25 protein-coding genes are annotated in these 26,795 nt (G+C 49.1%); all 25 read left to right on the plus strand.

Going from position 1 to position 26,795, the window contains the following annotated elements:
* The first annotated feature begins 25 nt into the window (after nucleotides 1-25).
* A complete protein-coding gene (locus MKY22_RS05525; protein ID WP_023467686.1) occupies nucleotides 26-781 on the plus strand; it encodes a segregation/condensation protein A in 756 nt (251 codons plus the stop codon).
* Nucleotides 771-1,343, plus strand: coding sequence for an SMC-Scp complex subunit ScpB (scpB, locus tag MKY22_RS05530; RefSeq protein ID WP_223041557.1), 573 nt, complete (start codon nucleotides 771-773; stop codon nucleotides 1,341-1,343). Before MKY22_RS05525 ends, scpB begins: the two co-directional genes overlap by 11 nt.
* Entirely contained in the window at nucleotides 1,343-2,104 is a 762-nt protein-coding gene (locus MKY22_RS05535; protein WP_290776285.1) for a pseudouridine synthase, read from the plus strand. The genes scpB and MKY22_RS05535 overlap by 1 nt, the downstream gene beginning before the upstream one ends.
* Before the next feature lie 126 nt (nucleotides 2,105-2,230).
* Nucleotides 2,231-2,821: a thiol-disulfide oxidoreductase ResA gene (gene resA / locus MKY22_RS05540; RefSeq protein WP_023467689.1), complete on the plus strand. Its 591-nt coding sequence runs from the start codon at nucleotides 2,231-2,233 to the stop codon at nucleotides 2,819-2,821.
* A gap of 22 nt (nucleotides 2,822-2,843) precedes the next feature.
* The gene (gene resB / locus MKY22_RS05545; RefSeq protein ID WP_290776287.1) at nucleotides 2,844-4,391 is read left to right on the plus strand and encodes a cytochrome c biogenesis protein ResB; all 1,548 of its coding nucleotides are present in this window, start codon (nucleotides 2,844-2,846) and stop codon (nucleotides 4,389-4,391) included.
* Nucleotides 4,388-5,554, plus strand: coding sequence for a c-type cytochrome biogenesis protein CcsB (gene ccsB, locus MKY22_RS05550; protein WP_029341189.1), 1,167 nt, complete (start codon nucleotides 4,388-4,390; stop codon nucleotides 5,552-5,554). Before resB ends, ccsB begins: the two co-directional genes overlap by 4 nt.
* A 173-nt stretch (nucleotides 5,555-5,727) precedes the next feature.
* Nucleotides 5,728-7,311, plus strand: coding sequence for an IS1182 family transposase (locus MKY22_RS05555; RefSeq protein ID WP_341085783.1), 1,584 nt, complete (start codon nucleotides 5,728-5,730; stop codon nucleotides 7,309-7,311).
* 224 nt (nucleotides 7,312-7,535) lie between these two features.
* Nucleotides 7,536-8,252: a response regulator transcription factor gene (locus tag MKY22_RS05560; protein WP_023467692.1), complete on the plus strand. Its 717-nt coding sequence runs from the start codon at nucleotides 7,536-7,538 to the stop codon at nucleotides 8,250-8,252.
* 2 nt (nucleotides 8,253-8,254) lie between these two features.
* Nucleotides 8,255-9,982, plus strand: coding sequence for an ATP-binding protein (locus MKY22_RS05565; RefSeq protein WP_341087266.1), 1,728 nt, complete (start codon nucleotides 8,255-8,257; stop codon nucleotides 9,980-9,982).
* 33 nt (nucleotides 9,983-10,015) lie between these two features.
* Entirely contained in the window at nucleotides 10,016-10,567 is a 552-nt protein-coding gene (locus tag MKY22_RS05570) for a cob(I)yrinic acid a,c-diamide adenosyltransferase (RefSeq protein ID WP_290776292.1), read from the plus strand.
* The gene (yfmF, locus tag MKY22_RS05575) at nucleotides 10,564-11,817 is read left to right on the plus strand and encodes an EF-P 5-aminopentanol modification-associated protein YfmF (RefSeq protein ID WP_290776294.1); all 1,254 of its coding nucleotides are present in this window, start codon (nucleotides 10,564-10,566) and stop codon (nucleotides 11,815-11,817) included. Before MKY22_RS05570 ends, yfmF begins: the two co-directional genes overlap by 4 nt.
* On the plus strand, nucleotides 11,814-13,085 hold the full coding sequence (gene yfmH, locus MKY22_RS05580; protein ID WP_290776295.1) for an EF-P 5-aminopentanol modification-associated protein YfmH: 1,272 nt from the start codon (nucleotides 11,814-11,816) through the stop codon (nucleotides 13,083-13,085). Before yfmF ends, yfmH begins: the two co-directional genes overlap by 4 nt.
* Nucleotides 13,085-13,789 (plus strand): elongation factor P 5-aminopentanone reductase, encoded by a 705-nt coding sequence (ymfI, locus tag MKY22_RS05585; RefSeq protein ID WP_290776297.1) that lies wholly within the window; start codon nucleotides 13,085-13,087, stop codon nucleotides 13,787-13,789. Before yfmH ends, ymfI begins: the two co-directional genes overlap by 1 nt.
* A gap of 94 nt (nucleotides 13,790-13,883) precedes the next feature.
* The gene (locus MKY22_RS05590; protein ID WP_290776299.1) at nucleotides 13,884-14,666 is read left to right on the plus strand and encodes a DUF3388 domain-containing protein; all 783 of its coding nucleotides are present in this window, start codon (nucleotides 13,884-13,886) and stop codon (nucleotides 14,664-14,666) included.
* Nucleotides 14,667-14,693: 27 nt separating this feature from the next.
* On the plus strand, nucleotides 14,694-15,593 hold the full coding sequence (locus tag MKY22_RS05595; RefSeq protein ID WP_214855264.1) for a helix-turn-helix domain-containing protein: 900 nt from the start codon (nucleotides 14,694-14,696) through the stop codon (nucleotides 15,591-15,593).
* A 64-nt stretch (nucleotides 15,594-15,657) separates the two neighbouring features.
* Nucleotides 15,658-16,236 carry a CDP-diacylglycerol--glycerol-3-phosphate 3-phosphatidyltransferase gene (gene pgsA, locus MKY22_RS05600; protein ID WP_341087271.1) on the plus strand — a complete coding sequence of 193 codons (579 nt, stop codon included), beginning with the start codon at nucleotides 15,658-15,660 and terminating at the stop codon, nucleotides 16,234-16,236.
* A gap of 71 nt (nucleotides 16,237-16,307) precedes the next feature.
* Nucleotides 16,308-17,540 (plus strand): competence/damage-inducible protein A, encoded by a 1,233-nt coding sequence (locus MKY22_RS05605; protein WP_214855269.1) that lies wholly within the window; start codon nucleotides 16,308-16,310, stop codon nucleotides 17,538-17,540.
* A 111-nt stretch (nucleotides 17,541-17,651) separates the two neighbouring features.
* A complete protein-coding gene (recA, locus tag MKY22_RS05610; protein WP_195865458.1) occupies nucleotides 17,652-18,695 on the plus strand; it encodes a recombinase RecA in 1,044 nt (347 codons plus the stop codon).
* Between the two features lie 193 nt (nucleotides 18,696-18,888).
* Nucleotides 18,889-20,451: a ribonuclease Y gene (rny, locus tag MKY22_RS05615; protein ID WP_023467703.1), complete on the plus strand. Its 1,563-nt coding sequence runs from the start codon at nucleotides 18,889-18,891 to the stop codon at nucleotides 20,449-20,451.
* 49 nt (nucleotides 20,452-20,500) lie between these two features.
* On the plus strand, nucleotides 20,501-21,295 hold the full coding sequence (locus tag MKY22_RS05620) for a TIGR00282 family metallophosphoesterase (RefSeq protein WP_035408850.1): 795 nt from the start codon (nucleotides 20,501-20,503) through the stop codon (nucleotides 21,293-21,295).
* A gap of 29 nt (nucleotides 21,296-21,324) precedes the next feature.
* On the plus strand, nucleotides 21,325-21,585 hold the full coding sequence (locus MKY22_RS05625) for a stage V sporulation protein S (protein ID WP_023467705.1): 261 nt from the start codon (nucleotides 21,325-21,327) through the stop codon (nucleotides 21,583-21,585).
* A gap of 191 nt (nucleotides 21,586-21,776) precedes the next feature.
* Complete coding sequence (locus MKY22_RS05630; RefSeq protein ID WP_035398188.1) at nucleotides 21,777-23,525, plus strand: 2-oxoacid:acceptor oxidoreductase subunit alpha; 1,749 nt, start codon at nucleotides 21,777-21,779, stop codon at nucleotides 23,523-23,525.
* On the plus strand, nucleotides 23,512-24,378 hold the full coding sequence (locus MKY22_RS05635; protein WP_023467707.1) for a 2-oxoacid:ferredoxin oxidoreductase subunit beta: 867 nt from the start codon (nucleotides 23,512-23,514) through the stop codon (nucleotides 24,376-24,378). Before MKY22_RS05630 ends, MKY22_RS05635 begins: the two co-directional genes overlap by 14 nt.
* A 99-nt stretch (nucleotides 24,379-24,477) precedes the next feature.
* A complete protein-coding gene (tdh, locus tag MKY22_RS05640) occupies nucleotides 24,478-25,566 on the plus strand; it encodes an L-threonine 3-dehydrogenase (protein WP_290776304.1) in 1,089 nt (362 codons plus the stop codon).
* Entirely contained in the window at nucleotides 25,566-26,741 is a 1,176-nt protein-coding gene (locus tag MKY22_RS05645; RefSeq protein ID WP_341087283.1) for a glycine C-acetyltransferase, read from the plus strand. Before tdh ends, MKY22_RS05645 begins: the two co-directional genes overlap by 1 nt.
* Nucleotides 26,742-26,795 lie beyond the last annotated feature (54 nt).

A 26,795-nucleotide genomic window follows, 5' to 3' on the forward strand; every position in this document is an offset into this window, starting at 1 on the left:
AAAACGTTGATGGGCAGGGAGAATCATGGAATCATACAGTGTAAAGATGGATGCGTTTGAAGGCCCGCTGGACTTGCTGTTACACTTGGTTGGTAAATTAGAAATCGATATTTATGATATATCCGTTTCCATGGTGACGGATCAATATGTGTCCTATATCCGTGCGATGCAGCATCTTGAACTAGATGTTGCTAGTGAATATCTTGTCATGGCAGCGACGCTGTTGCAACTGAAAAGCAAACAACTCTTGCCGATCGAACAGACGGAATACGATGAGATTCCCGATTTCGAGGAAGAACCGACGCGAGAAGGTCTGATTCAACAGTTGATCGAGTATAAAGCATACAAAGAAGCAGCACTCGTCCTGAAAGAAAAGGAAGAGGCACGCCTTGAGCTGTTCTCGAAACAACCAGAGGATTTGATGCGTTATCTCGATACGGATGCACAAGAGTATAACGGTACGTTATCACTGAGTGATTTATTACGTGCTTACGAAAAAATGCGCCAACGGGAAGCCTGGAAGGTGCGCCGTTCGAAGACGGTCAAACGGGAAGAACGTTCACTCGAGCAACAGATGGAGTCCGTTGCCCGGTACGTCGCGACCCGTGAGCGGACGACATTCTTCGGCTTTTTTGCGGAGCAACCGACGGTCGAAGAACTAGTCGTCAGCTTCCTCGCTGTTCTTGAGCTCGTGAAGCAACGGGTCATTGATTGTGAACAGATGACCGATGATATCCTATTGCGGAGCATGGTGAAGGAGGAGAGTCAGATTGGCGTATGAACAAATCATTGAGAGCCTGTTATTCGTCGTCGGAGACGATGGGATCGATCCACGTGGTCTCAGTCAAGCGTTAGAAATCAGTGAAGCGGCAGCGCGTGAACAGTTGCTGGCTCTTCAAACGACATTCGAAACAGAGCAGCGTGTGTTGCAAATTGTGGAGTCGGGTGGTGTCTTTAAGATGGTGACACGAAAAGAAATGTCGCCATATATTCAGGCATATGCCGGTTCGCTCGCAGAAGATTCCTTGTCTCGAGCAGCGATGGAGACACTCGTCATCATCGCATACAAACAACCCGTCACACGTGCTGACATCGAAGTCGTTCGTGGTGTGAAGACGGAGCGTGTCATCCATACGTTAAGTGCAAAAGGTTTGATTGAAGAGGCGGGACGCGCTAAAGGCGTCGGTCGCGCGAAATTGTATAAAACGACGGATCATTTCCTGGACCATTTTGGTTTGAACAGTATTGAAGAGTTGCCGCCACTCGAGTTCGAAGAAACGTTCGAATCGGATGGAGATCTCTTCTTCCGGAATGATCCTTCATTAGAGGAGAGAGTGAATTAATGGAACGGTTACAAAAAATCATCGCACAAGCAGGTGTCGCTTCGCGGCGTAAAGCAGAGGAATTGATCACAGCAGGTCGTGTCAAGGTCAACGGGAAAGTCATCACGGAACTTGGAACGAAAGTCGGAGCACGTGCCGAAGTCGAAGTCGACGGTGTGAAGCTTGAGCGTGAAGAGCACGTTTACTACATGCTCTATAAACCAACAGGTGTCGTTTCGACGGTTGAAGACGATAAAGGACGTAAGACGGTCGTCGATCTCGTACCACCGGGGCACCGTGTCTTCCCAGTCGGTCGACTCGACTACAATACAAGCGGTCTTCTGTTAATGACGAATGACGGTGAATTCTCGAACCTCTTGCTTCACCCAAAATATAAGGTACCGAAGCGTTACATCGTCAAAATCAAAGGTGTACCAGAATACTTCCACGTCAAAGGTCTTGAAAAAGGCGTCGTCTTACCGGATGGTTTCAAGACAGGTAAAGCCCATGTCGAGATGCGCGATATCGATAAGAAGAAAAATACAGCGATTCTTGAAATGGTCATCTATGAAGGACACAACCGTCAAGTCCGTCAAATGGTCGAGACACTCGGTTCGGAAGTCTTGAAGTTGAAACGTGAACAGTTCGGTTTCTTGACACTGGCCGGTCTTACTTCTGGCGAGTGGCGTGAACTTTCAAAAAAAGAAGTCAATCAATTGCGTGAGCTAGCGGATCCAGCCGCTCCACCTACGAAAAGACGTAAGAACACAAAAAAACGTTAATTTGTAAAGCGAGAAGCTCATCCTCCGGGTTGAGTTTTCTTTTTTTGTGACAAAACGATTAACGAATTTCACATTTTGTCAACGGTAAAGCGATTTCAAGTACAATATGGGTGGAGGCGGTAAAATATGAAAAAAACGAAACAAAATCCGGAAGAACGCTTAGCAGCGGCCCAGCAAAAAAAGAAGAAACGCTCCTTCTGGCGTCTGATGATCATGACGATCGTCTTGTTCGCCGGAGCAGTCGTCATCATGCAATTCGTCGATCAAGCGACACGTGATAAAAACGGTCGTGTCATGGCAGGTGATGATGCCCCTGGTTTCGCACTCGTCGATCTATATGGTGAGAAACAGCACTCGATGGACGAGTACAAAGGAAAAGGACTTTTACTCAATTTCTGGGGAACATTCTGTGAGCCATGTAAGAAAGAGATGCCATTGATCAATGACAACTATCAGATGATGCAAGACCAAGGCGTCAATTTCGTAGCGGTCAATGTCGGTGAAACACCAGTTCGTGTCTCAAGTTTCATCAAGGATATTGGCGGAACGGACTATCCGATTCTCATGGATACGAACAGTTCGGTCGAGAAGGCTTACGGGATCTACAACTTACCTGTGACGTTCATCATCAATAAAAAAGGTGAAGTCGTCGAGAAGTATGAAGGTGAGATTGATCAAGCGAAGCTCGAAGAGATGGTGAAGAAGGCGAACGAGTAACGCATCGAAGGGGGATTTAAGGATGCAGGAGCAAGAAGATTTCAAACAACTGGACATGCGTTACGAGGAAGCGGAGCTTCGATCGAAACGTAAAAATCCATCTTGGATCGACCGGGCATGGACGTTCTTCTCGTCCGTCAAGGTCGGGTTGTGGCTGATCGGGTTGATCATCATCGCGAGCGGGGTCGGAACGATCTTCCCGCAAGAGATGTATATTCCACAGGCAACACCACCGGAAGAGTTTTATCAAAAGGAATACGGCACGGCAGGTGACATCTACTATACGTTAGGATTCCACAACCTGTTTGAATCATGGTGGTATATCGGATTGATCACGCTTTTATTACTCTCGATCATCATCGTATCGATTGACCGATTCTTCCCGCTCTACCGAGCACTGAAGAAACAACCGGTCATCCAGTCGGACCGTTTCATGAACGGTCAGCGATTTGGCGCGGAAGCGACTGGCGATATCAAAAAAATCGATGCGATCGCACCGTTGCTTGAGAAAAAAGGATATAAAGTCCGTCGTCAAGATGGGGCACTCTTAGCGGAAAAGCAACGTTTCGGACGATGGGGTCCATACATCAATCATATCGGACTCGTCTTATTCTTCGGTGGTGCGATGCTTCGAGTCGTACCAGGGATGCACGAAGATGAATTGCTTTGGCTCCGTGAAGGAGAGACGTTGCCGATCGAAGCGACGGACAATCAGTACTACTTGAAAAATGAAGCGTTCAACATCGAATTCTATGATCCTGAGAAGGTCGATGAGAAGTTCAAGAAATCACTTGAAGCAGCAGGCGGAAATGTACCGAAGAACTATGATACGAAGATGACGCTGTACAAGAAAGTCGGTGAAACATCCGATTTCAAACCGAAGCTTGAAGAAATCAAGTCAGGTGAGACGGCAGTCAACCGTCCATTCGAATTCGATGATTATCAAGTCTTCCAGGAACAGTACGCGGCAGATCCGGAATTCAAGACGATGTCGTTTAATATCGTTAACCAGAAAACGGACAAAGTCGTCGATACGATCAAGGTCGACTTGCGTGATCCGAAAGAAACATATGCCTTAAAAGATGGATATGAAGTCGAACTGAAGGACTTCCTTCCGGACTTCGTCGTCAAAGATGGTCAGCCAACGACGAACTCGGGACGTCCAGTCAATCCAGCCTTCGTCTTCAGCATCAAGTCACCCGAACATCCGAAAGGTGAACGGAGTTTGATTGGGATCAAACTTAATGTCGGTGGAGATGAGAATCAGTACAAGATGGCATTCGCCGGTACGGAACTCTCGAACATCTCGGGTGTCCGGATTAAAAAAGATTTGACGCTACCGTTCCTGTTTGCAGGTGGTATCATCTTCATGGCAGGCCTATTGATCGGGATGTACTGGCCGCACCGTCGTCTCTGGCTCAAAGAGAAGAACGGTCGAATCCAGATTGCTGGATTTACGAACAAAAATGCATTGGGGCTCCAAAAGGAAGCCAATCTCGCGTTGACGGAAGTCGGTCTGCCAGAACTTGAGGATCGACAAAAGTTGCGGGAAGAGGGGGAAGCTAAATGAATTTGCTTCAGTTGAGCAGTAACCTGCTCCTTACATCATTTATCGTCTACCTCGTCAGTACAGGATTCTTCGCTGTAGCGACGAGTGGTAAAAAAGGACCGACGCGTTCTGGTAAAATCGCCTTTACGCTTGCGATCATCGGTTTCCTCGCGCAGCTCGGATATTTCTTCACGCGCTGGGCTGGAGCTGGGCACGTTCCAGTTTCGAATTTATATGAATACACGACATTCTTCGGCATGATGATGGTGCTTGGTTTCTTGATCGTTTATGCCATCTACAAAAACAATGTCCTCGGTTTGGTTGCGATGCCAGTTGCATTGCTCGTTATCGCTTATGCGTCGATGTTCCCGGATGAAGTCCAACCGTTGATCCCAGCACTACAAAGTGTTTGGCTCAAAATCCACGTCACGACGGCAGCGCTCGGCGAAGGGATTCTTGCCGTCAGCTTCGCGACCGGATTATTGTATCTGATTCACGCGACGGATTTCAGCAAGGAATCGAAAACACGGACGTGGCTCGAAGTCGTCATGTTCTCACTCGCATGTGTCGTCGGTTACATCTTAGTTGGGCTGTTGTTCAAAGCGACAGGTTCTGCGTCGACGATCGAATACGTGGCGAAAAACGGTGCAACGATGACGCATGACTATGCCATGCCAGTCTTGACAGGTCCTGAAGGCGGAAAAGTCTTATCGGGTTCAGGTGCCGTCATCGAATTACCGAACTTCTTGAACGCGAACAAAGTCAATACGGTCTTATGGTCGATCATTGGTGGCGTCGTCTTATACGTCTTGCTTCGCTTCGTCATTCTTCGCAAGCGTCTTGCTGAGAGCTTGAAGCCGATCGCGCGTAAGATCGATCTTGAGACAGCAGATGAGATCAGCTATCGTTCTGTTGCGATTGGTCTTCCCATCTTCATCCTGGGCGGTCTGATCTTCGCGATGATCTGGGCGCAAATGGCATGGAGCCGTTACTGGGGCTGGGATCCGAAAGAGGTATGGGCACTCATTACGATGCTCTTCTACGTCTTTTATCTCCATATGCGCATCCAGCGTGGTTGGATTGGTAAAAAATCAGCTTGGTTATGTGTTGGCGGATTTGCTGTCATCATGTTCAACCTCGTCTTCGTTAACCTTGTCGTAGCAGGATTACACTCTTACGCATAAGGAAAAAACAAGGAGGCTGGGACATAACTCAGTTTCACAAACAAAAGGCCCTCGAAACGACTATACGTTTCGAGGGCCTTGTTCTATGAAAAAAAACCGATTCTGAATAAACAAATAAGGACAACCTCTGATAAAGTTAAAGTGATCAAACCATAACCATCGGAGGTGCCCTTATGTTTAAAGATTATAACATGAACCAGCTGGTTCTGCCCTTAGATTTAGAAGTTCGTCTTCAAGAAAATGATATTGCGTTCGCTGTCCACCATCTCGTCGAATCCATTCCAGACGATGTGTTCGAGCCTTTCATGCGCACGACAGGATGCCCGGCTTACCATCCACGCATGATGATGAAAATTATCTTATGTGCCTACACACAATCGGTCTTCTCCGGTCGGAAGATTGAAGGATTACTATCCGATAGTCTGCGGATGATGTGGCTAGCACAAGGGAATGCGCCGAGCTATCGTACCATCAACCGTTTTCGAGTGCATCCCGCAGTCACTCCGATATTGAAGCAAGCCTTCGTTACCTTCCGTTGCCATCTCGTCGAGATGGGAGAAATCAATGAAGAAGCCATCTTTATCGATGGTACAAAGTTAGAGGCGAATGCGAACCGATATACCTTTGTTTGGCGGAAATCGATTGAACGTCATAGTGCGTCTCTCGTGGACAAATCGAATCGTATCTATGACAACCTCGTCGAACAAGACATCCTACCGGAAATTGAACGAGAAAACCCGGACGAGCTTACTCTCTCAGAACTCGAACACATGGGTGAAGCTGTAGACGCACATATCGCTTCCATCAACCAAAAAATCGAGGCGAGTACGGACACCCAAGAAAGAAAACGTCTGCGTTCTGAACGGAAGGAACCACGTCTCCTTCGAAAGGAAATTACAGATTTCATCGAGCGGAAACAGAGATACGCCCTTCAAAAGAGGACGCTCGCTGGACGGAACAGCTATTCGAAAACGGACACGGACGCGACGTTCATGCGAATGAAAGAAGATCATATGCAAAATGGACAACTCAAACCAGGCTATAACGTTCAAATCGCGACCGAAGGACAATACACACTCGCTTATGATATTTATCCGAATCCGACGGATGCCCGGACGTTACTCCCCTTTTTAGATGAGGTCAGCTCATATTTACCACTACCACCGCATATCGTTGCGGATGCCGGCTATGGGAGTCAGGAGAATTATCAGGATATTCTGATGCGCCGTGGGCGCATTCCACTCATCCCTTACACGATGTTCGAAAAAGAAAAGTCGCGAAAATGGCGCAACGATCCCTTTAACACAGCGAACTGGTCTTACGATGAAACGGCGGATCGGTTTGTGTGCCCGAATGGACAGGACGTAACGTTCCGTTACATGTCCAAGAGAACAGATCGTTACGGATTCACGCGTGATTTCAAGGTGTATGAAAGTGAAGGGTGTGATGGCTGCCCGTTCCGCTCCCGTTGTACAAAGGCCGAAGAAGGGCGTCACCGACAGGTACACATAAACACTTCATGGGAAGAACAAAAAGAACAGATGAAAAAATGGCTTTCAGATCAAAAAACAGGATCCCTCTATGCGAAACGGAAGATAGACGTGGAACCAGTTTTTGGATATCTGAAGGCTAATTTGAGTTTCACTCGCTTTTCTGTGCGAGGAAAAGCGAAGGTGAAGCGTGAGCTCGGCTTCATCCTCATGGCCGTAAATTTGAGGAAATGGCTCATCCAAAGCGTTGCCCGAAGGGCAGCTTGACGAGAGACAATGAAAAAAGAAGGAATTGCACATCCTCAGTGATGGCAATTCCTTCTTTTCGTTAAATTCAGCTAGTTATGTCCCAGCCTCCTTTTTCATGTGCGTCTGACCGAAGTGTGCCTTTTCGGAGAAATCAGCCAGAGCAAGCCATTCTTTTCGTTTCATAGTATACTAAAAGAGTAGTAGGATAGAGGAGTAGAGTTTAGTTTATAGGAGGAGACAGCATGTCAGAAGAAGCACGTATTTTAGTCGTCGACGATGAAGAACGGATTCGTCGCCTGTTGAAGATGTATCTGGAGCGGGAAAATTTCACGATCGAGGAAGCAGACAATGGAGAGACGGCGCTTGAAATGGCGCTTGAGACAGAATACGATGTCATTCTCCTCGACTTGATGATGCCGAAGATGGACGGGATGCAAGTTTGTGAAGAATTGCGGAAAACGAAAGCGACGCCAATCGTCATGTTGACGGCAAAAGGCGAAGAGACGAACCGCGTGCATGGGTTTGAGATGGGGGCAGATGATTATATCGTCAAACCATTCAGTCCACGCGAAGTCGTCTTGCGTGTCAAAGCGATCCTTCGCCGGGCAAGTGCGACGAAATTCCTCCACACGGATGCGAAAACAAAAGATGTCATCGTCTTCCCACACTTGACGATCGACAATGATGCGCACCGCGTGACGGTCGAGTCGCAAGAAGTCAATTTAACACCAAAAGAATACGAACTCCTGTATTTCTTAGCAAAACAAACGGATAAGGTATTCTCGCGGGAACAATTACTCAAGGAAGTCTGGAACTATGAATTTTTCGGAGATCTGCGGACGGTCGATACACACGTCAAACGTCTGCGTGAAAAGCTGAATCGTTTGTCCCCGAACGCCGCTCAAATGATCACGACGGTCTGGGGTGTCGGATACAAGTTCGAGAATAGTCCGACCTGACGATGAAATGGTTGCAAAGCGTTGTCATCAAACTATGGGGAACGATTCTGTTACTCGTTTCGGTCGTCTTGATCGCCTTGACGATCTTGTTACTTGAATTTTTCAACTCGTTCCATATCGAACAGGAACGGGGGCACTTGGCAAAGCTCGGTCAACAAGTCGAGACCGTCTTTCAGGCGCACTCCGGCATCGAGGAAGGGTCGAGTACTGCGGTTGAAATCACGGATATCTACGGGGCGACACTGATCGCGAAGACGCAGGACGATTCTGTTGAAGCGAACATCTCACAAGCGAAGGCGAACCGGATCATCAAAGAACTCGAACGTCAGAACTGGAAAGCGATTGACGGTGAAGAAGGCGAGACGGCGATCGGCAACTATGAGACGTTCGATGGAAAGGCGGCACTCGCGTATCGGGCACCGCTCATTACGGACAGTGGCAACGGAACGATCTACTTGATCGAGCAATTGACGAACATCGAACAGGCGAATGAGGGTGCACGTCAAATCATTCAGCTCTGTGTCCTGTTAGCGATTATCGGAACGACCGTCTTTGCCTTCTTCCTCTCGACACGGATCACGGCACCACTGCGGACGATTCGTCAAGCTGTCGTTGAGGCCGGTGAAGGAAAGTTCGATCAGAGCCTGACGCAACGTTCACGGGATGAGATCGGTGACTTAGCGCTTGCGTTCAATGAAATGAGTAGTCAACTCAATCAATACGTCACGGATCTCGACAAGGAGCGACATTTACTCTCCTCGATTCTGCGCTGTATGGCAGACGGCGTGTTGACGTTCTCAAAATCAGGTAAGCTCCTCGCGACGAATCCACCAGCTGAAGCATTTTTAGCAGGTTCTCCTGTACCGGATGAACTGATTGAACTGTTCCAGACGGTCATGCAGGAAGAGACGGAGATGACGGTTTCCTTCGAACGAGAAGGACGCTTCTACATCATCATCGTCAGTCCGTTACTCGAACAAGAAGAACAGATCGGAGCGGTCGCCGTCCTGCGTGATATGACGGAAGCACAGCAACTCGAGAAGATGCGCGCTGATTTCGTTGCGAACGTCAGTCATGAACTGCGGACTCCACTCGTCATGCTGCAAGGGTACTCAGAAGCGATTGTCGATGGCATGACCGAAAGTGATGAAGCAACAAAGGAATTCGCTTCGATCATTTACGACGAGTCCCAGCGACTGTCAAGACTCGTTAACGATCTTCTTGATCTTGCGCGCATGGAAGCGGGATATCAGGAGTTACGGATTGAATCCGTCGAAGCAATACCTTTTGCGAATCGAGTGATCAAGAAGTTCAAACAGATGGGACGCGATAAACAAGTTACCTTCTCGGTTTCTGGTCCGAACATCGCGTTTGAAGCAGACCCTGATCAAATGGAGCAAGTCTTGACGAACCTGCTTGGGAACGCCCTGCGTTATACGGAGAACGGTGAAATCAAGATTAAGATTGACGAAGATAGGGAAAACATTACATTATCCGTCATTGATTCGGGTGACGGAATTCCAGAAGAAGATCTACCGTTCGTCTTTGACCGTTTTTATAAAGCGGATAAAGCGCGGACACGTGGCAAGACGGGTACAGGAATCGGTCTTGCGATCGTGGCGAATGTCGTCCGAGCTCATGGTGGTGAAGTCGAAGTCGACAGCCGCTTGGGAGAGGGAGCGACCTTCCGGATCCGATTACCGAAAAAACAAGGGAAGCGAACATTATGAGTCGCTTCCTTTCGCTATAGGAGTGAATGAAACATGAAAATTTACACGAAGTCTGGTGACAAAGGAGAAACATCTCTCGTTGGTGGGAGAGTCAAAAAAAATGATCGGTTGATCAGCTTGATGGGAGAACTCGACGAATTGAACAGTTTCGTCGGACTTGCCCGGACGAAAGCATCATCAATCGAGGTGCGTGAGCAACTGACAGTGATCCAGCACGCGCTATTCGATTGTGGCAGTGACTTGATGTATGTCGAGCCGCGCCCGTCACGTTTGAGTCAAGAAGCGACGGTTGATTTAGAAAGTTGGATTGACACGTTAACGGAGTTATCGCCGCCGCTCGATAAGTTCATCTTGCCCGGCGGAACGGAAGCAGCTGCAACGTTACACGTGGCACGGACGGTCTGTCGTCGCGTTGAACGTTCGATGATCGATGTCCCTCAAGCGGCTCATTTGTTACCGTTCATCAACCGACTCAGTGACTTCTTCTTTACAGCAGCCCGTTATGAGAATGCCGTCAAACAAAAAGCAGATATTGAATATGTCCGCAGTGCGCATGTATTCAAACGAAAGGATGGAGAGCAATGAGTCAGTCATTTAGCACATGGAAAAAGGAAGGAACGAGCTACCATCTCGTTCCGACCGACAAATTCAAGACGACGACGATTCTCGTCACATTTTCAGCACCGTTAGAAGCGAAGACGCTGACAAGCCGTGCAATCCTACCGTATATCATGGAAAAATCTACAGCCGCTTATCCGTCGATGAAAGCGTTACGTGAGCCGCTTGAAACACTATATGATGCGGGACTTTATGCGGACGCGTCGAAGTTCGGAGAAGAGCATGTCATCTCGTTCCAACTCGATGTCGTCCGGGGAGAACTCGTCCATCATCCGTCGTTGTTAAAAGAAGCACTCGAATTGCTCGAGCAAATGGTGCTGTATCCAGATTTGACGGAAGGTGGCTTCCGTGAACAGTTCGTCAAACAAGAAAAACGATTGCATGCCTTACGGATCAGTTCACTATATGACGATAAAATGCGCTACGCACAGCAACGTCTTCTCGAATTGATGGCACCAGGTGAAGCCGTCGCGTTGCCATCCCTTGGAACACTCGAAGAACTCGAACAAATCACCCCGTCATCCTTGCGTGATACATACCGTTCGATGATTGAAGACGACCGGATTGATGTCTTCGTCGTCGGACATGTAACGAAGGAGGAGATGGAAGACGCTCTATCATTCTTGCCATCGCATTCTGAAAAAATCAGTCATTACATTCCGGCCCAAAAAGCAGTCAATGGCGTGAAACGGTCGAGTGAAACACAACCGATCAAACAAGGTAAATTGCACCTTGGTTACCGGGTAGCGGTCGATCCGACGTCTGCTGACTCGATTCGGATGCAAATCGTCAATGGTCTGTTCGGTGGCTTCCCGCATTCAAAACTGTTCATGAATGTCCGTGAAAAAGAGAGTCTCGCCTATTATGCGGCTTCACGATACGCGGCATTGAACAGTGCACTCTATGTTTATGCAGGAATCGACACGAAAGAAGCGGAACGTGCCGAGAAAATCATCTTGGAACAACTCGTTGATTTGAAAGCAGGACAGTTCACGGATGAAGAATTGACACAGACGAAGGCGATGTTGATCAATGCACGCCGTCAAATCCTTGATCAGCCGGGTCAACTGATTGGTTGGTTGAATGGTTCGAAGATGCGTGGACTGACACTGGAGGATGAGATTCATATCATTGAAACGGCGACACGTGAAGACGTCGTTCGATTAGCAGCGGCAATCGATCTTGATGCCGTATATCTATTGCGAGGTGAAGCATGATGGAACAACTGATCTATCACGATACAGACGAAACGGTATACCACGAGCAGCTCGATAACGGCTTATCCGTCTATTTGTTGCAAAAAAAAGGATACGAAAAAACGTATGCGACGTTTACGACGCGGTATGGGTCGATTGATCAACGATTCAAAAAAGGGGAGGAATGGATCACGGTACCGGACGGCATCGCCCATTTCCTCGAGCATAAGATGTTCGAATCTGAAAAAGGGGACGTCTTCCAAGAGTTCGGTCGTCTCGGTGCCTCTGCGAACGCCTTTACCTCGTTCTCGCGGACAGCGTACTTGTTTTCAGCGACGTCGCTGATCGAACAAAACCTCGAGACGTTGATCGATTTCGTACAAGATCCCTATTTCACGCCGGAAAGCGTTGAAAAAGAGAAAGGGATCATCACGCAAGAAATCCAGATGTATCAAGATAATCCGGGATGGCGCCTGTTCTTCGGTCTGATCGAATCGATGTATGCATCGCATCCGGTCCGAATCGATATCGCGGGAACTCCGGAATCAATCAATCAAATCACGGCCGATGACTTGTACACGTGCTACCGTACGTTCTATCATCCATCGAACATGGTGTTGTTCGTCGTCGGAAACATCGACCCGGAAGAGACACTGGCATTGATCAAGGCGAATCAGGCGAAGAAAGACTATACGGATCGTCCTGCAATCGAACGGGATTACGGTCAAGAGCCGCATGGCGTACATCGTCCACGTTTTGAACTCGAGCTCGACGTTAAGACACCTAAGGTATTGATCGGTTACAAGGACGAATCGCTTCGCGGTGAGGCACAAGTCCGCCGTGAGTTAACGAGTGAACTGCTGTTACATCTCTTGTTCGACCAGACATCATCGACGTATTTGGAACTGTATGAAGACGGTCTGATTGACGATACGTTCAGCTTTGATTACTCGAGTGAGGAAGAGTTCGCCTTTGCGACGTTTGGAATGGAGACAGAAGATCCAGACAAATTCATCCAAGCGTATGAGACGCTCCTGCAAACACGTCCTGACTTTACGGAAGACGAAGTCACACGCAAGCGGAACATGATGCAAGGGAAGTTCCTCCGTGCCTTGAATTCACCGGAATTCATCGCGAATCAGTTCTCGCGTCACGCACTTGCCGGTACGAACCTGTTCACGCTTCCGACATTGATTGCTTCGATTACGAAAGAAGAGATTGAAGCCCGTTTCGACGAGTTGTTCGCCATTGAAAACCGGGCGATCTCAATCGTCAAACCGTACGCGTGATGCGAATCCTCATCACCGGTGCGAGTGGCGCCATTGGTCTTGCGGCAGCAAAACAACTTGCTGCCGCCGGACATGAATTGGTGCTTCAGACGTATCGACAGCAAGCGGTTTTAGAACGGATGATAGAGGAGTGGCAAGGCGAGCACCACATCCTGACTGCGAACTTAGCAGACGAGGAGGACTTGCAGGCATTTTGTGCGGCATTACCTGTTGTCGATGCTTTCGTCCATTGTGCCGGAACGAGTTATAGCGGTCTGTTGCTCGATCAATCAGCAACATCAATGCATGAACTTTGGAAAATCCATGTCGAGGCATTGATTCGCATCAGCCAAACCGTAACACGGACGAAACCGTTTACGTCGAAGCTTGCGATCGTCGTCATCAGTAGTGTATTAGGGGAACAAGGTGTCGCGGGTGAGGTCGTCTATTCGACGTGCAAGGCGGCACAGCTGGGCTTCGTCAAAGCATACAGTAAAGAACTTGGACCAATGCATGGACGCATCAATGCGATTACGCCAGGATGGATTGATACGCCGATGAACGCGATTTTTTCTGAGGATGAAAAGGCAGAAGCGATTGCTGAAATCCCTGCCGGACGATTCGGAAAAGTAGAGGAAGTGGCTTCTGCCATCCGTTACTTGGTGCAACCAGAATCGAGTTATGTGTCGGGAGCCATCCTTAAAATAGATGGTGCGTGGATGTAAGCATTGGAATTTCAGTTCAGGAATGCTTTTCATTTTTCAAAAAATCATTTAACATGAGGAATGGATAATCGTATCAATAGAGGAGGATGGGCGCGTGAGTGAGTTCGAGCAATGGTATCTCGAATATGAATTAAAGGTCAACCGTCCCGGTATACTCGGGGACATTGCTTCGTTGATGGGAATGTTACATATTTCGATCGTGACGATCAATGGTGTCGATCATCAACGACGCGGTATGTTGCTCCAAACGAAACAACCGGATCAAATTCCACGACTCGCTGCTATTCTCAAGACGATGTCAACCATAGAGGTCATCAAACTACGAAAACCAAAACTGCGCGACCGGATCGCGATTCGTCACGGTCGTTATATCGATCAAAGCAGTGATGAACGAAAGACGTTCCGCTTCGTTCGGGAAGACTTAGGGATTCTCGTCGATTTCATGGCAGAACTATGCAAACAGGATGGGCACTTGTTGATTGGTGTCCGCGGTATGCCACGAGTCGGGAAGACGGAATCGATCGTCGCTGCAAGCGTCAGTGCGAACAAGAAATGGTTGTTCCTTTCTTCGACGCTGATCAAACAGACGGTCCGAACGTCGTTATTCGATGACGAACGGACTGGGGATTATGTCTACATCATCGATGCCTTGGTGTCGCAACGGAATTTCGATGAACGGCACTGGCAGATTTTACGCGAAGTCATGCGACTACCGGCGACGAAAATCGTCGAACATCCGGATGCCTTCGTCAAATCAAGTGAATATACGTGGGATGATTTTGATTACATCATTGAATTACGCAACACGACAGAAGAAATCATTGTGACTGAACTGCCTCGTTCCCATAGGGGAAATGATTGGTTCAACTTTGAATAAGTATGAAAAATGGAAGGTGTGTTACCGATGACCGAGCTCGGAACCTACTTAAAGGAACAACGAGAGGCGCTAGGCGTCTCTCTCGAACAAATTCAAACGACGACGAAGATTCAAAAGCGTTACATCGTCGCGATTGAAGAAGGCAACTATGATCAATTACCAGGTGCTTTTTACGCCCGGGCCTTCATCAAGACATATGCGGAAGCACTCGGTCTTGACGTCGACGAAGTCTTCACGACCTATAAGCGTGATCTTCCGGAACCGGAGACACAACCGGTCGTCGAATTATCACGACGCGCGACGTATTCGAAATCAAGTGCACCGAAGAAAAGCGTTGCAAAGCGCTGGATTCCGAACATCATCATCATCGTGCTAATTTTTGCGATTGGTGCTGCCTTGTATTATGGACTTCAGATGTTCCTCGACGGTAACGAAGAGGCAAAAACGTCTGCACCGAAGCAAAACGATGTCACGATCGACCAAGGAGACGCACCGAGTAAAGAAACGGATGCGCCTGCGAAGACGGAAGAAAAGCCGAAGGAAGAACCGGCGAAACAAGAAGAAACAAAAGAAAAACCTAAAAAAGAAGCGCTTGCTGCGAAGTCGACATCTGGTCAAGATGTCACCTATGAAGTCGCAACGAAAGATACGATGAGTGTCTCGATTCAAATCAAGAAAGATGCCTCTCCATCACCATTCGTTGGTGTGCGTGATACATCCCTTGAAGGAAAAGCACTCGCGCCAGATCACATCAACGCGTCGGATCCGAATCCGATCGTCGTGAAGGACGCGAAGACGGACTTGATCCGGATCCGGATCGGTTCGATTAAAGGGATTGATAAAATCGTCGTCAATGACCAAGAACTGAAACTGAACCGTTCGCTTCTCGTCCAAAACATCTATCTGAAGAAAGTAGCCACGCCGTAAACCGGCGTGCCTTCTTTTAGATGGCATATTCATCTACATATGAAATGAAGGAGGAGGGCGTTACATGAACTTACCGAATCAATTGACAGTATTACGCGTTTTATTAATTCCCGTGTTCGTCATCGTACTTGCGATTGATCCGAACTGGGGACAGTGGGATGTACTAGGAGCTGAACTTCCCGTCTCACACTTCGTTGCAGCCATCATCTTCCTTGTTGCTTCACTGACGGACTGGCTTGATGGGTATATCGCCCGCAAACAAAAACTAGTGACGAACTTTGGAAAATTCATGGATCCACTTGCTGATAAGATGTTAGTCGCTGCTGCGCTCGTCTACCTCGTGGAACTTGAGTTCGTCGCGGCTTGGATCGTCGTCATCATTCTCTGCCGTGAGTTCGCAGTCACGGGTCTGCGTCTTGTCGCTTCTGACGAAGGCATCGTTCTTGCTGCCGGAAACTCTGGGAAAGCCAAGACTTGGGTCCAGCTGACATCGATCACGGCATATTTGTTGCACGATATCATCTTTGCGATGTGGAACATTCCGTTCGCAGATATTACGATGTGGCTTGCTTTGATCTTGACGATCTACTCAGGCGTCGAATATTTCTCGAAAAACATTAAGTTAATTACGAAATCCATGTAAGATGGATCAATTTAGACTGTTCGTCATACCGAACAGTCTTTTCTTATACTTCAAGAAGGTGAGGAATCAACATGAAAGCAGAAATCATCGCAGTCGGAAGTGAGCTTCTCCTTGGAGAAATCGCGAACACGAATGCACAGTACCTTTCCGAATGGCTAGCCAGTGCCGGAATTGACGTTCATTATCATACAGTCGTCGGTGATAACCGCGAGCGGATGCAGAAAACGTTCCGTCAGGCGCAACAACGGGCAGATCTCCTCGTCATCACAGGGGGTCTTGGACCAACGGAAGATGATTTAACGAAAGAGGTGCTCGCAGATCTTCTCGGACGTGATCTCATTCTCGATCAAGCAGCGTACGAAAGAATCGAAGGATTCTTGAAGACACGTCAACGGGAGATGACGAACAACGAGCAGAAACAAGCATTAGTCATCGATGGCGCGACGGTTTTACGCAATGATGCGGGTCTTGCTCCCGGTATGTCGGTGCAGACGGAGCACCATCAATATATCGTTTTACCCGGTGTGCCACGTGAGATGAAGCAAATCCTCAAAGATCACTTCAGTCATCTCTTCGGTCAGGAAACGATCCGTTCCCGGACACTCCGTTTCTTTGGGATCGGGGAGTCGGCTTTAAACGACCGCCTGGAAACGTTGATCAAGGAAGCGACCAACCCGTCGGTCGCACCGTATGCGGAGCTCGCTGAAGTCCGGTTGCGCCTGACGGCTAAAGCACTCGATCAACAGGAAGCCGACCGTATGCTCGATGAACTGGAACAACACGTACTGGCTGAAGTGGGCATGTACTTTTATGGATATGGCGAGACGAGTCTGCCGGAAGTCGTACTGAAACGGTATCAAGAAGCAGGATTGACACTGTCACTCGCCGAATCACTGACGGGAGGAGCTGTCGCGAGTGGTCTCGTTGATGTCAGCGGTGCGAGTCAAGTGTTGCGCGGGAGCGCCGTCGTCTATGATGATGCAGCGAAGCAAGCCGTGTTATCGGTACCGGAAGTTTTGTTACGAGAGCATACTGCTGTCAGTAAAGAGGTCGCGATCGCGATGGCTGAAGGGGTACGGGAACTGTATCAATCCGATATCGCTGTCGCGTTGACAGGGGAAGCAGGTCCGACGAGCAACAGCGGAAAAGTGGTCGGAACCGTCTATTGTGCTGTTGCGGACGCACGTGGAACACGGATCGTCGAATGGCAATATCCATCGTTCGACCGAGGCATGATTCGACTGCGCGCCGTCAAGGATACCTATTTCCTTCTACTGAAACATCTCGAAAAAGCACCCGAGTGAGAAAAATGGTCAAAGTGCAAGTATGCGAATAAATGTTCGTAAAATGCTTGTCATTCGGTCTCAAAAGAAGTACAATAATCTCAGTAAGATAATTAAAAGGAGGCCTGCTACGTGAGTGATCGTAAAGCAGCACTTGAGATGGCGTTACGCCAGATAGAGAAACAGTTCGGTAAAGGTTCCATCATGAAACTCGGAGAAAATGCGGATCAGAAGGTTTCAGTGATCTCTTCTGGATCGATTACATTAGATATTGCCCTAGGTGCAGGTGGATACCCACGTGGACGGGTCATCGAAGTATACGGACCTGAATCGTCAGGTAAAACGACGGTAGCGCTTCATGCAATTGCAGAAGTTCAAAAACAAGGTGGACAAGCCGCATTCATCGATGCGGAGCACGCGCTTGATCCAGCATATGCCAACAAACTTGGTGTCAACATCGATGAGCTCCTCTTGTCACAACCGGACACTGGGGAACAGGCACTTGAAATCGCGGAAGCACTCGTTCGTTCTGGTGCGGTCGATATTCTTGTCGTCGACTCTGTTGCGGCACTCGTACCAAAAGCAGAGATCGAAGGCGAAATGGGTGACTCACACGTCGGTCTTCAAGCACGTTTAATGAGCCAAGCGCTTCGTAAGTTGTCCGGTGCAACGAATAAATCGAAGACGATCGTCATCTTCATCAACCAAATCCGTGAAAAAATCGGTGTCATGTTCGGTAACCCGGAAACAACTCCAGGTGGTCGCGCACTTAAATTCTACTCGTCTGTACGTTTAGAAGTGCGTCGTGCGGAAGCGTTGAAAAACGGTACGGACGTCGTCGGTAACAAAACGAAGATTAAGGTCGTCAAAAACAAGATCGCACCTCCGTTCAAACAAGCGGAAGTTGATATCATGTACGGTCAAGGGATTTCAAAGGTCGGTGAGTTGATCGACATCGGAACAGACCTCGATATCGTTCAAAAGAGTGGTGCATGGTACTCGTACAACTCAGAGCGTCTCGGTCAAGGACGTGAGAACGCGAAGCAATACATGGTCGAGCATCCGGAAGTCGCAGCAGAGGTCGAACGTTTGATTCGTGAACACCACGGTCTCGTCGATCGCGAAGAGCCGGTTGATTTCGAAGCAGAACAACCAGAAGATCTATTTGCTGAATAAACCGTTTCAGAGAGGATTCGCATGCGAATCCTCTCTTTTTTAGTGTAAAAGAGGAAAACAGTGGAATTCTTTCCCGTCCGTTCGTTGACAATGAACGAGTGCTATCCTTACAATATAGATGTACGTTTTTTAGACAGCTTCGATGAAATACCGAAATGAACTAAGAAACACCTTGCAAAGGGGAGGTGAACCCATGAGTACACTGACTTGGATTGTCATACTTCTCCTCACTTTGCTGATCGCATTCATCGTAGGCTACTTCTTGCGGAAATCGATTGCAGAAGCGAAAATTCAAGGCGCAGAAACGGAAGCGAACAAAATCGTTGAACGTGCGCGTGAATCGGCTGAGGCAACGAAAAAAGAAGCAGTACTCGAAGCGAAAGATGAAGCATTCAAACTTCGTAACGAAGTGGAAAAAGAATTGCGTGAACGTCGCCAAGAGCTAGCGAAACAAGAAGCCCGGTTGCTCCAGAAAGAAGAGACACTCGATCGCCGTGTTGACGCTATCGACCGTAAGGAAGATCAAATCAATACACGTGATGCAGAGATCGCGAAACGGAAGCATCAAGCTGAAGAACTAGAGCGCAAAGTAGAGGACCTGTATGAACAGGGACGTCAAGAGCTTGTCCGCGTCGCGAATTTATCGCAAGACGAGGCAAGAACGATCATCATGGATGAGACGAAACAGGCTGCTTTACACGACGCAGCCATTCTTCAAAAAGAAATCGAACAAAAAGCAAAAGAAGAAGCCGACAAGAAAGCACGTAACATCTTGTCACTTGCGATTCAACGGTTCGCCGCTGAACATATCGCAGAGACGACTGTATCGGTCGTCAACTTGCCGAACGATGAGATGAAAGGTCGGATCATCGGACGGGAAGGCCGCAACATCCGTACGCTCGAGACCTTGACTGGGATCGACTTGATCATCGATGATACGCCGGAAGCCGTCATTTTGTCTGGTTTTGACCCAATTCGTCGCGAAGTCGCTAAAATGGCGCTCGAGAAATTGGTTCAGGATGGTCGGATTCACCCGGCCCGTATTGAAGAGATGGTCGACAAATCCCGTCGTGAAGTCGACGAGCGGATTCGAGAAATCGGGGAAGAAGCGACGTATGATGTCGGAATCCACGGCATTCATCCGGACCTTGTCAAAATTCTCGGTCGCTTGAAGTACCGTACGAGTTACGGACAGAACGTCCTGTATCACTCACTTGAGGTTGCCCACCTTGCAGGTATGATGGCAGCTGAACTTGGAGAAGATGTCACGCTTGCGAAGCGTGCGGGTCTTCTGCATGATATCGGGAAAGCGATCGACCACGAAGTCGAAGGCAGTCACGTTGAGATCGGAGTCGAGCTCGGTACGAAGTATAAAGAGCATCCAACCGTCATCAACGCGATCGCGTCCCACCACGGGGATACGGAAGCGACATCTGTCATTTCCGTCTTGGTCGCAGCTGCGGATGCATTATCTGCTGCTCGTCCAGGTGCACGTCAAGAGACACTCGAAAGTTATATCCGCCGTCTCGAACGCCTCGAGGAAATCTCGGAATCGTTCGACGGTGTCGAAAAATCATTTGCGATCCAAGCGGGTCGTGAAGTCCGCATCATCGTTCGACCTGACGTCGTCGATGATGTACTGGCTCACAAGATGGCGAGTGACATCCGGAAAAAAATCGAAGAAGAACTCGATTATCCGGGACACATCAAGGTCACGGTCATTCGGGAAACGCGAGCAGTCGAATACGCGAAATAAGTGGAGTGGCGGGCGACCGCCACTTTTTTTAATGAACGGAGGAACAGCAATGAAGATTTTATTCGTCGGAGACGTCGTCGGTGCACCCGGTCGACATATCCTGCAACAATTCACAGCACGCTTGAAAGCGAAATACAATCCGAACGTCATGCTCGTCAACGGTGAAAATGCAGCACACGGACGCGGTATCACGAAGTCGATCTATCATCAATTCCTCGAACTCGGATTCCACGGCATCACGATGGGGAACCATACGTTTGATAACCGTGACATCTTTGACTGGATTGACGACGCGGACCGGATCATCCGTCCTGCGAACTATCCGGAAGGCACACCAGGTCGTGGGATGATGATCGTCAAGGCAGGCAATAAAAAGATTGCCGTCATCAACGTCCAAGGAACGGTCTTCTTACCACCTCTCGGTGACCCGTTCCGTACCGTTGATGAACTGATTGCGGAAGTCGAAGGAAAAGTCGATGCGATCTTCGTTGATGTCCATGCGGAAGCAACGAGTGAAAAAATCGCGATGGGTTATCACCTCGATGGTCGTGTACAAGCTGTCGTTGGCACACATACGCACGTCCAGACAGCAGATGAGCGTGTTCTTGACGGAGGAACGGCTTATATCACGGATGTCGGGATGACAGGTCCGCTGAACGGTGTGCTCGGGATGCGTCAGGAAGATGTCCTACGAAAATTTAAGACACAGCTCCCAACGCGGTTTGAAGTTGCCGAAGGACGGGAACAACTTAATGGAGTCTTGATTCATATCGATGACACAACCAAAAAAGCAACGAAGATTGAACGGATTCATCTGACGGATCAGTCAGTATTCTTCGACTGATTGCCATTTCTGGATGGGGAGGTACACGCATGGACGTCCTGAAAGTATCAGCTAAGTCGAATCCAAACGCGGTAGCAGGTGCACTCGCGGGTGTCATTCGAGAGAGAGGTTCCGTCGAGATTCAGGCCATTGGTGCGGGAGCGCTCAATCAATCTGTCAAAGCCGTCGCCATCGCACGCGGATTCGTGGCGCCTTCTGGCATCGATTTGATTTGTATCCCAGCCTTCACAGACATTTTAATTGATGGAGAAGAAAGAACCGCCATCAAACTCATCATCGAACCACGATGATGAATTGGACATAGGTCCTATATTTACAAGTAGACCATTTACTCGACTGGAGTAGATGGTCTTTTTGCTGCGTCTTCGAATTTTTCTCACCTTTCCACCGAGGGAGCATTGTACTACTTCCGGTAAATCGGTATCATGAGGGAGGATAGAGAGAACTATCATTTCAGGGGACAGAGAAGGAGCGAACGTCGATGTATAATCAGTTATCATGGAAAGTTGGCGGTCAGCAGGGAGAAGGGATCGAATCAACAGGCGAAATCTTTGCGATTGCCTTGAATCGACTCGGCTATTACCTGTATGGCTACCGTCACTTTTCGTCACGTATCAAGGGAGGACATACGAATAATAAGATTCGTGTCGCAACACAGGAAGTCCGGACGATTTCCGATGATCTCGATATTTTGGTCGCGTTCGATCAAGAGACGATCGACGTCAACTTCCATGAATTGCGTCAAGGTGCCATCATCATCGCGGATGCAAAATTCAATCCGACGAATCCGGACGAAGCACGCGCTTCCTTGTATGCGATTCCATTTACGGAGATCGCAGCTGATCTCGGTACGGCCTTGATGAAGAACATGGTCGCGATTGGTGCATCGAGTGCGATTCTCGGCATTGCACCAGAGCGTTTCCAAGCCGTCGTCGAACAGATTTTCGGACGAAAAGGTCCAGATATGGTCGAGAAGAACTTAGCAGCGATTCGTGAAGGAGCAGCAGCGTTTGAAGCTCTTGCAGGAGAGGGCGAACGGTTCGTCTTGGAACCGGCTGACGGAAAACAACGGATGTTCATGATTGGAAACGATGCAATTGCTCTTGGCGCGATTGCCGGTGGAGCGCGTCTGATGGCAGCTTACCCGATCACACCATCATCTGAGATCATGGAATACTTAATCAAGAAATTACCGCAGTTCGGTGGAACGGTCGTCCAGACGGAAGACGAACTGGCAGCGGTCACGATGGCAATTGGTGCCAACTACGCAGGTGTCCGTGCTTTGACGGCGTCTGCTGGTCCAGGATTGTCACTAATGGCGGAAGCGATCGGATTATCCGGGATGACGGAAACACCGCTCGTCATCGTCGATACACAACGGGGTGGTCCGTCAACAGGTCTACCAACGAAACAGGAACAGTCGGACTTGATGGCGATGATCTATAGTACACATGGTGAGATTCCGAAGGTCGTTTTGGCACCGTCAACGGTCGAAGAAGCGTTCTACGATGCAGCAGAAGCATTCAATATCGCAGAGGAATACCAGTGTCCTGTCATTCTATTGACGGATTTGATGCTGTCGCTCGGAAAACAATCGGTCGAGCCACCGGATATGTCACGCGTTGAAATCCGTCGCGGAAAGTTGATCCAGGAAGACTTACCGGAACTTGAAGGAAAAGCGTACTTCAAACGCTACGAAGTGACGGAAGATGGAATCAGCCCACGTGTCATTCCAGGCGTCAAGCACGGGATTCACCACGTAACGGGTGTTGAGCACAATGAGGAAGGGCGTCCGTCGGAAGCGACGAAGAACCGGGTCGATCAAATGACGAAGCGACTTCGTAAGCTGAACACGTTCCGCTTACAGGATGCCGTTCTCGTAACGGAGCATCATGCAGAACCGGATATCTTATTCGTCGGTTTCAACTCGACACGTGGAACGATCGAAGAGATCATGCCACGACTCGAAGCACAAGGAATCAAGGTTGATCACTTGCATATCCGTCAAGTCCATCCGTTCCCAAGTGAGCTCGTCACGCCGCACTTAGAGCGGGCCAAACGAGTCATCGTCGTCGAGTACAACGCAACGGGACAACTGGCGAAGCTGATCCAGATGAACTGTGGACATGCATCGAAGATCGAGCATATCCTGAAATTCAATGGCGACCCGTTCTACCCAGCAGAGGTCGTCGAGCAGGTCGTAGGAGGGGTATATCATGGCAACCTTTAAGGATTTTAGAAATGATGTCAAACCAAACTGGTGTCCAGGGTGTGGAGACTTCTCGATTCAAGCAGCGATTCAGCGTGCTGTCGCGAACGTCGGTCTCGAGCCAGAAGAGTTGGCATTGATTTCCGGGATCGGCTGTTCTGGTCGGATTTCCGGTTATATCAATACGTATGGCTTCCACGGCGTTCATGGACGATCCCTTCCGATCGCCCAAGGTGTTAAGATGGCGAACCGCGAATTGACAGTCATCGCGTCTGGTGGCGACGGTGATGGATTTGCGATCGGCATGGGACATACGATTCATGCATTCAAGCGCAATGTCGACATGACGTACATCGTCATGGACAATCAGATTTACGGCTTGACGAAAGGACAGACATCACCTACTTCTGCACCTGGATTCAAGACGAAATCGACGCCAAAAGGGTCGATCGAAAAGAGTGTTTCACCGGTTGAACTCGCCTTGACGGCTGGTGCGACGTTCGTTGCCCAAAGCTTCTCGAACGATTTGAAGGGCTTGACGCAACTGATCGAGCAAGCGACGGCACATAAGGGGTTTGCGTTCATCAACGTCTTCAGTCCGTGTGTCACGTTCAACAAGGTCAATACGTACGATTGGTTCAAACAGAACTTGACGAAGCTGTCCGACATCGAAGGATACGATCCGTCGAACTTGGATCTTGCAAAACAGACCGTTCATGCTCACGACGGACTCGTCATGGGATTGATTTATCAGGATGAAACACGTCCTGATTACCAGTCACAAATCGACGGCTATCAAGAATCAGGTCTCGCATATGCGGATCTTGAGCTAAACGAAGAAACATTCGGTAAACTAGCGGCAGAATTCATGTAAGATAGAGGAAAGATGTGTTTGGTTTTTTGGGGATGCTAAACATTTGGAAGTTCGCCACATATACATAAACGCGAACTTCCGCGAAGGAGTCGGGGAAAGATGACGAAATTAGTAACGACGGTAGAAGAGACGGCAACGACGAAAACGATGCGTGCACTCGTCAAAGAAGAGCGCGGATTCGGTGCGGCACTGAAAGAAGTATCGGTACCCGTACCGAGTCGTGGGGAAGTCTTGATTCGAGTCGAGGCAACATCGATCTGTGGAACGGACGTGCATATCTATGAGTGGGATGCGTGGGCAGCCTCGCGTGTCAATCCGCCGTATGTCTTCGGTCACGAGTTCTCGGGCGAAGTCGTCGAGCTTGGAGAAGGCACGAAACGCTTGAAGCTCGGTGACCGTGTCTCGGCGGAGACGCATATCGTCTGTCATCAATGTAAACAATGTCTTCGTGGTCAATATCATATCTGTAAGAACACGAAGATCATCGGTGTCGATACACAAGGTTGTTTTGCGGAATACGTCGTCATGCCGGAAGAAAACCTTTGGGTCAACCCGGAAGATATGCCAGCAGGGATCGCTTCGATTCAAGAGCCAATGGGCAATGCCGTCCATACGGTACTCGCGAGCGATGTCAGCGCGAAAACGGTCGCAATCGTCGGTTGTGGTCCGATTGGTCTGATGGCAGTTTCGGTCGCAAAAGCAGTCGGTGCGGCGGAAGTCGTCGCAATCGACGTCAATCCATATCGTCTTGAACTCGCACGGACGATGGGGGCGGATGTCGTCATAGATTCACGTCATGACGATGTCTTGGAGCGGATCGAGCGCATGACGGACGGGGATGGAATTGATGTCGTCTGTGAGATGAGTGGTCATCCGGTTGCGATTCGTCAAGCCTTCGAGATGGTGACAGCAGGTGGAGACGTCAACATCCTCAGTCTGCCGGTCAAACCGGTCGAAATCGATTTGACGAACCATGTCGTCTTCAAAGGTGTCCGGGTTCAAGGCATCACGGGTCGGAAGATGTACGAGACATGGAGCCAGGTTTCTGCTTTCTTATCGAGCGGAAAAGTCGATGTCCGACCGTTAATTACACACACGTTGCCGCTAGAGCGGTTCGAAGAAGGATTTGAATTGATGCGTCAAGGGAAATGCGGGAAAGTCGTATTACAACCAAGGGGGACGAATTAATGGGATTTGAACACTTACGGACAGAACTAGAAGAGATGAAACAGGCGGGCACGTTCCGCAACCTCGTAGCACTTGAGAGCGCGCAACATAACCGCGTGACGATCAATGGTAAGGAACTCATTCAACTGTCGTCGAACAACTACCTCGGACTCGCCGCACATCCACGTCTTGCTGAACAAGCAGCGGAAGCAGCGCGCACGTTCGGTGCTGGAACAGGATCGGTTCGGACGATTGCCGGGACACTCGATATGCACCAAGCATTCGAACGGGAACTTGCGACATTCAAGCACACGGAAGCAGCACTCGTCTTCCAGTCTGGATTCGCCACGAATTTAGGTGTCTTATCGGCACTGCTCGGTCCGGAAGACGTCGTCATCTCGGATGAGTTGAACCACGCTTCGATCATCGACGGGATTCGTCTGACGAAAGCGAAACGCCGGATCTATAAACACGTCGACTTGGCGGATCTTGAAGCGGCCTTACAAGAAACACAAGACGCGCGGACGCGCCTTATCGTCACGGACGGTGTCTTCTCGATGGACGGAAACATCGCACCACTTCCAGAAATCGTTGAATTAGCCGAGCGTTATGACGCACTCGTCATGGTCGATGACGCTCATGCGTCAGGTGTGCTTGGGAAAGCGGGACGCGGTACGGTCAATCACTTCGGTCTTGACGGACGTGTTGCTCTTCAAGTTGGTACGCTCTCAAAAGCCATCGGTGTCCTTGGCGGATACGTCGCGTGTGAACAGCACGTCAAAGATTATCTGATCCATAAAGGACGTCCGTTCTTGTTCTCGACATCACATCCACCAGCGGTCGTCGAAGCGAACCGCGAAGCACTCCGCGTTATGGAAGAAGAAACGGTACTTTTCGAACGTCTGTGGGAAAACACGGAATTCTTCAAACAAGGACTCCGGGATCTTGGATTCGACATCGGCACGTCGACGACTCCGATCACACCGGTCATCGTCGGGGATGAAGCACGTTGCCACGAATTGTCGGATCGCCTCCGTCAAGAAGGTGTCTTCGCTCAAGGCATCGCCTTCCCGACGGTCGCAAAAGGAAAAGCACGTGTCCGGACGATCGTGACGGCGGAACATACGCGTGAAGATTTAACGACGGCTCTTGCAGCGTTCGAAAAAGTCGGTCGTGAATTAAACTTGATCGGTTGATATCGATCACGGACGAAATGCGTCCGCATACTTTCAGGCAGCGGATCAGCGATC

It is taken from the genome of Exiguobacterium sp. FSL W8-0210 (genome assembly GCF_038006045.1).
In the GTDB taxonomy this organism is placed as follows: Bacteria; Bacillota; Bacilli; order Exiguobacteriales; family Exiguobacteriaceae; genus Exiguobacterium_A.

What these genes read in the sequence shown, in the direction of transcription:
- MKY22_RS05525 (WP_023467686.1), top strand. Translation starts at nt 26, where the DNA reads ATGGAATCATACAGTGTAAAGATGGATGCGTTTGAAGGCCCGCTGGAC.
- MKY22_RS05535 (WP_290776285.1), top strand. Translation starts at nt 1,343, where the DNA reads ATGGAACGGTTACAAAAAATCATCGCACAAGCAGGTGTCGCTTCGCGG.
- resA (WP_023467689.1), top strand. Translation starts at nt 2,231, where the DNA reads ATGAAAAAAACGAAACAAAATCCGGAAGAACGCTTAGCAGCGGCCCAG.
- resB (WP_290776287.1), top strand. Translation starts at nt 2,844, where the DNA reads ATGCAGGAGCAAGAAGATTTCAAACAACTGGACATGCGTTACGAGGAA.
- ccsB (WP_029341189.1), top strand. Translation starts at nt 4,388, where the DNA reads ATGAATTTGCTTCAGTTGAGCAGTAACCTGCTCCTTACATCATTTATC.
- MKY22_RS05555 (WP_341085783.1), top strand. Translation starts at nt 5,728, where the DNA reads ATGTTTAAAGATTATAACATGAACCAGCTGGTTCTGCCCTTAGATTTA.
- MKY22_RS05560 (WP_023467692.1), top strand. Translation starts at nt 7,536, where the DNA reads ATGTCAGAAGAAGCACGTATTTTAGTCGTCGACGATGAAGAACGGATT.
- MKY22_RS05565 (WP_341087266.1), top strand. Translation starts at nt 8,255, where the DNA reads ATGAAATGGTTGCAAAGCGTTGTCATCAAACTATGGGGAACGATTCTG.
- MKY22_RS05570 (WP_290776292.1), top strand. Translation starts at nt 10,016, where the DNA reads ATGAAAATTTACACGAAGTCTGGTGACAAAGGAGAAACATCTCTCGTT.
- yfmF (WP_290776294.1), top strand. Translation starts at nt 10,564, where the DNA reads ATGAGTCAGTCATTTAGCACATGGAAAAAGGAAGGAACGAGCTACCAT.
- yfmH (WP_290776295.1), top strand. Translation starts at nt 11,814, where the DNA reads ATGATGGAACAACTGATCTATCACGATACAGACGAAACGGTATACCAC.
- ymfI (WP_290776297.1), top strand. Translation starts at nt 13,085, where the DNA reads ATGCGAATCCTCATCACCGGTGCGAGTGGCGCCATTGGTCTTGCGGCA.
- MKY22_RS05595 (WP_214855264.1), top strand. Translation starts at nt 14,694, where the DNA reads ATGACCGAGCTCGGAACCTACTTAAAGGAACAACGAGAGGCGCTAGGC.
- pgsA (WP_341087271.1), top strand. Translation starts at nt 15,658, where the DNA reads ATGAACTTACCGAATCAATTGACAGTATTACGCGTTTTATTAATTCCC.
- MKY22_RS05605 (WP_214855269.1), top strand. Translation starts at nt 16,308, where the DNA reads ATGAAAGCAGAAATCATCGCAGTCGGAAGTGAGCTTCTCCTTGGAGAA.
- rny (WP_023467703.1), top strand. Translation starts at nt 18,889, where the DNA reads ATGAGTACACTGACTTGGATTGTCATACTTCTCCTCACTTTGCTGATC.
- MKY22_RS05620 (WP_035408850.1), top strand. Translation starts at nt 20,501, where the DNA reads ATGAAGATTTTATTCGTCGGAGACGTCGTCGGTGCACCCGGTCGACAT.
- MKY22_RS05625 (WP_023467705.1), top strand. Translation starts at nt 21,325, where the DNA reads ATGGACGTCCTGAAAGTATCAGCTAAGTCGAATCCAAACGCGGTAGCA.
- MKY22_RS05630 (WP_035398188.1), top strand. Translation starts at nt 21,777, where the DNA reads ATGTATAATCAGTTATCATGGAAAGTTGGCGGTCAGCAGGGAGAAGGG.
- MKY22_RS05635 (WP_023467707.1), top strand. Translation starts at nt 23,512, where the DNA reads ATGGCAACCTTTAAGGATTTTAGAAATGATGTCAAACCAAACTGGTGT.
- tdh (WP_290776304.1), top strand. Translation starts at nt 24,478, where the DNA reads ATGACGAAATTAGTAACGACGGTAGAAGAGACGGCAACGACGAAAACG.
- MKY22_RS05645 (WP_341087283.1), top strand. Translation starts at nt 25,566, where the DNA reads ATGGGATTTGAACACTTACGGACAGAACTAGAAGAGATGAAACAGGCG.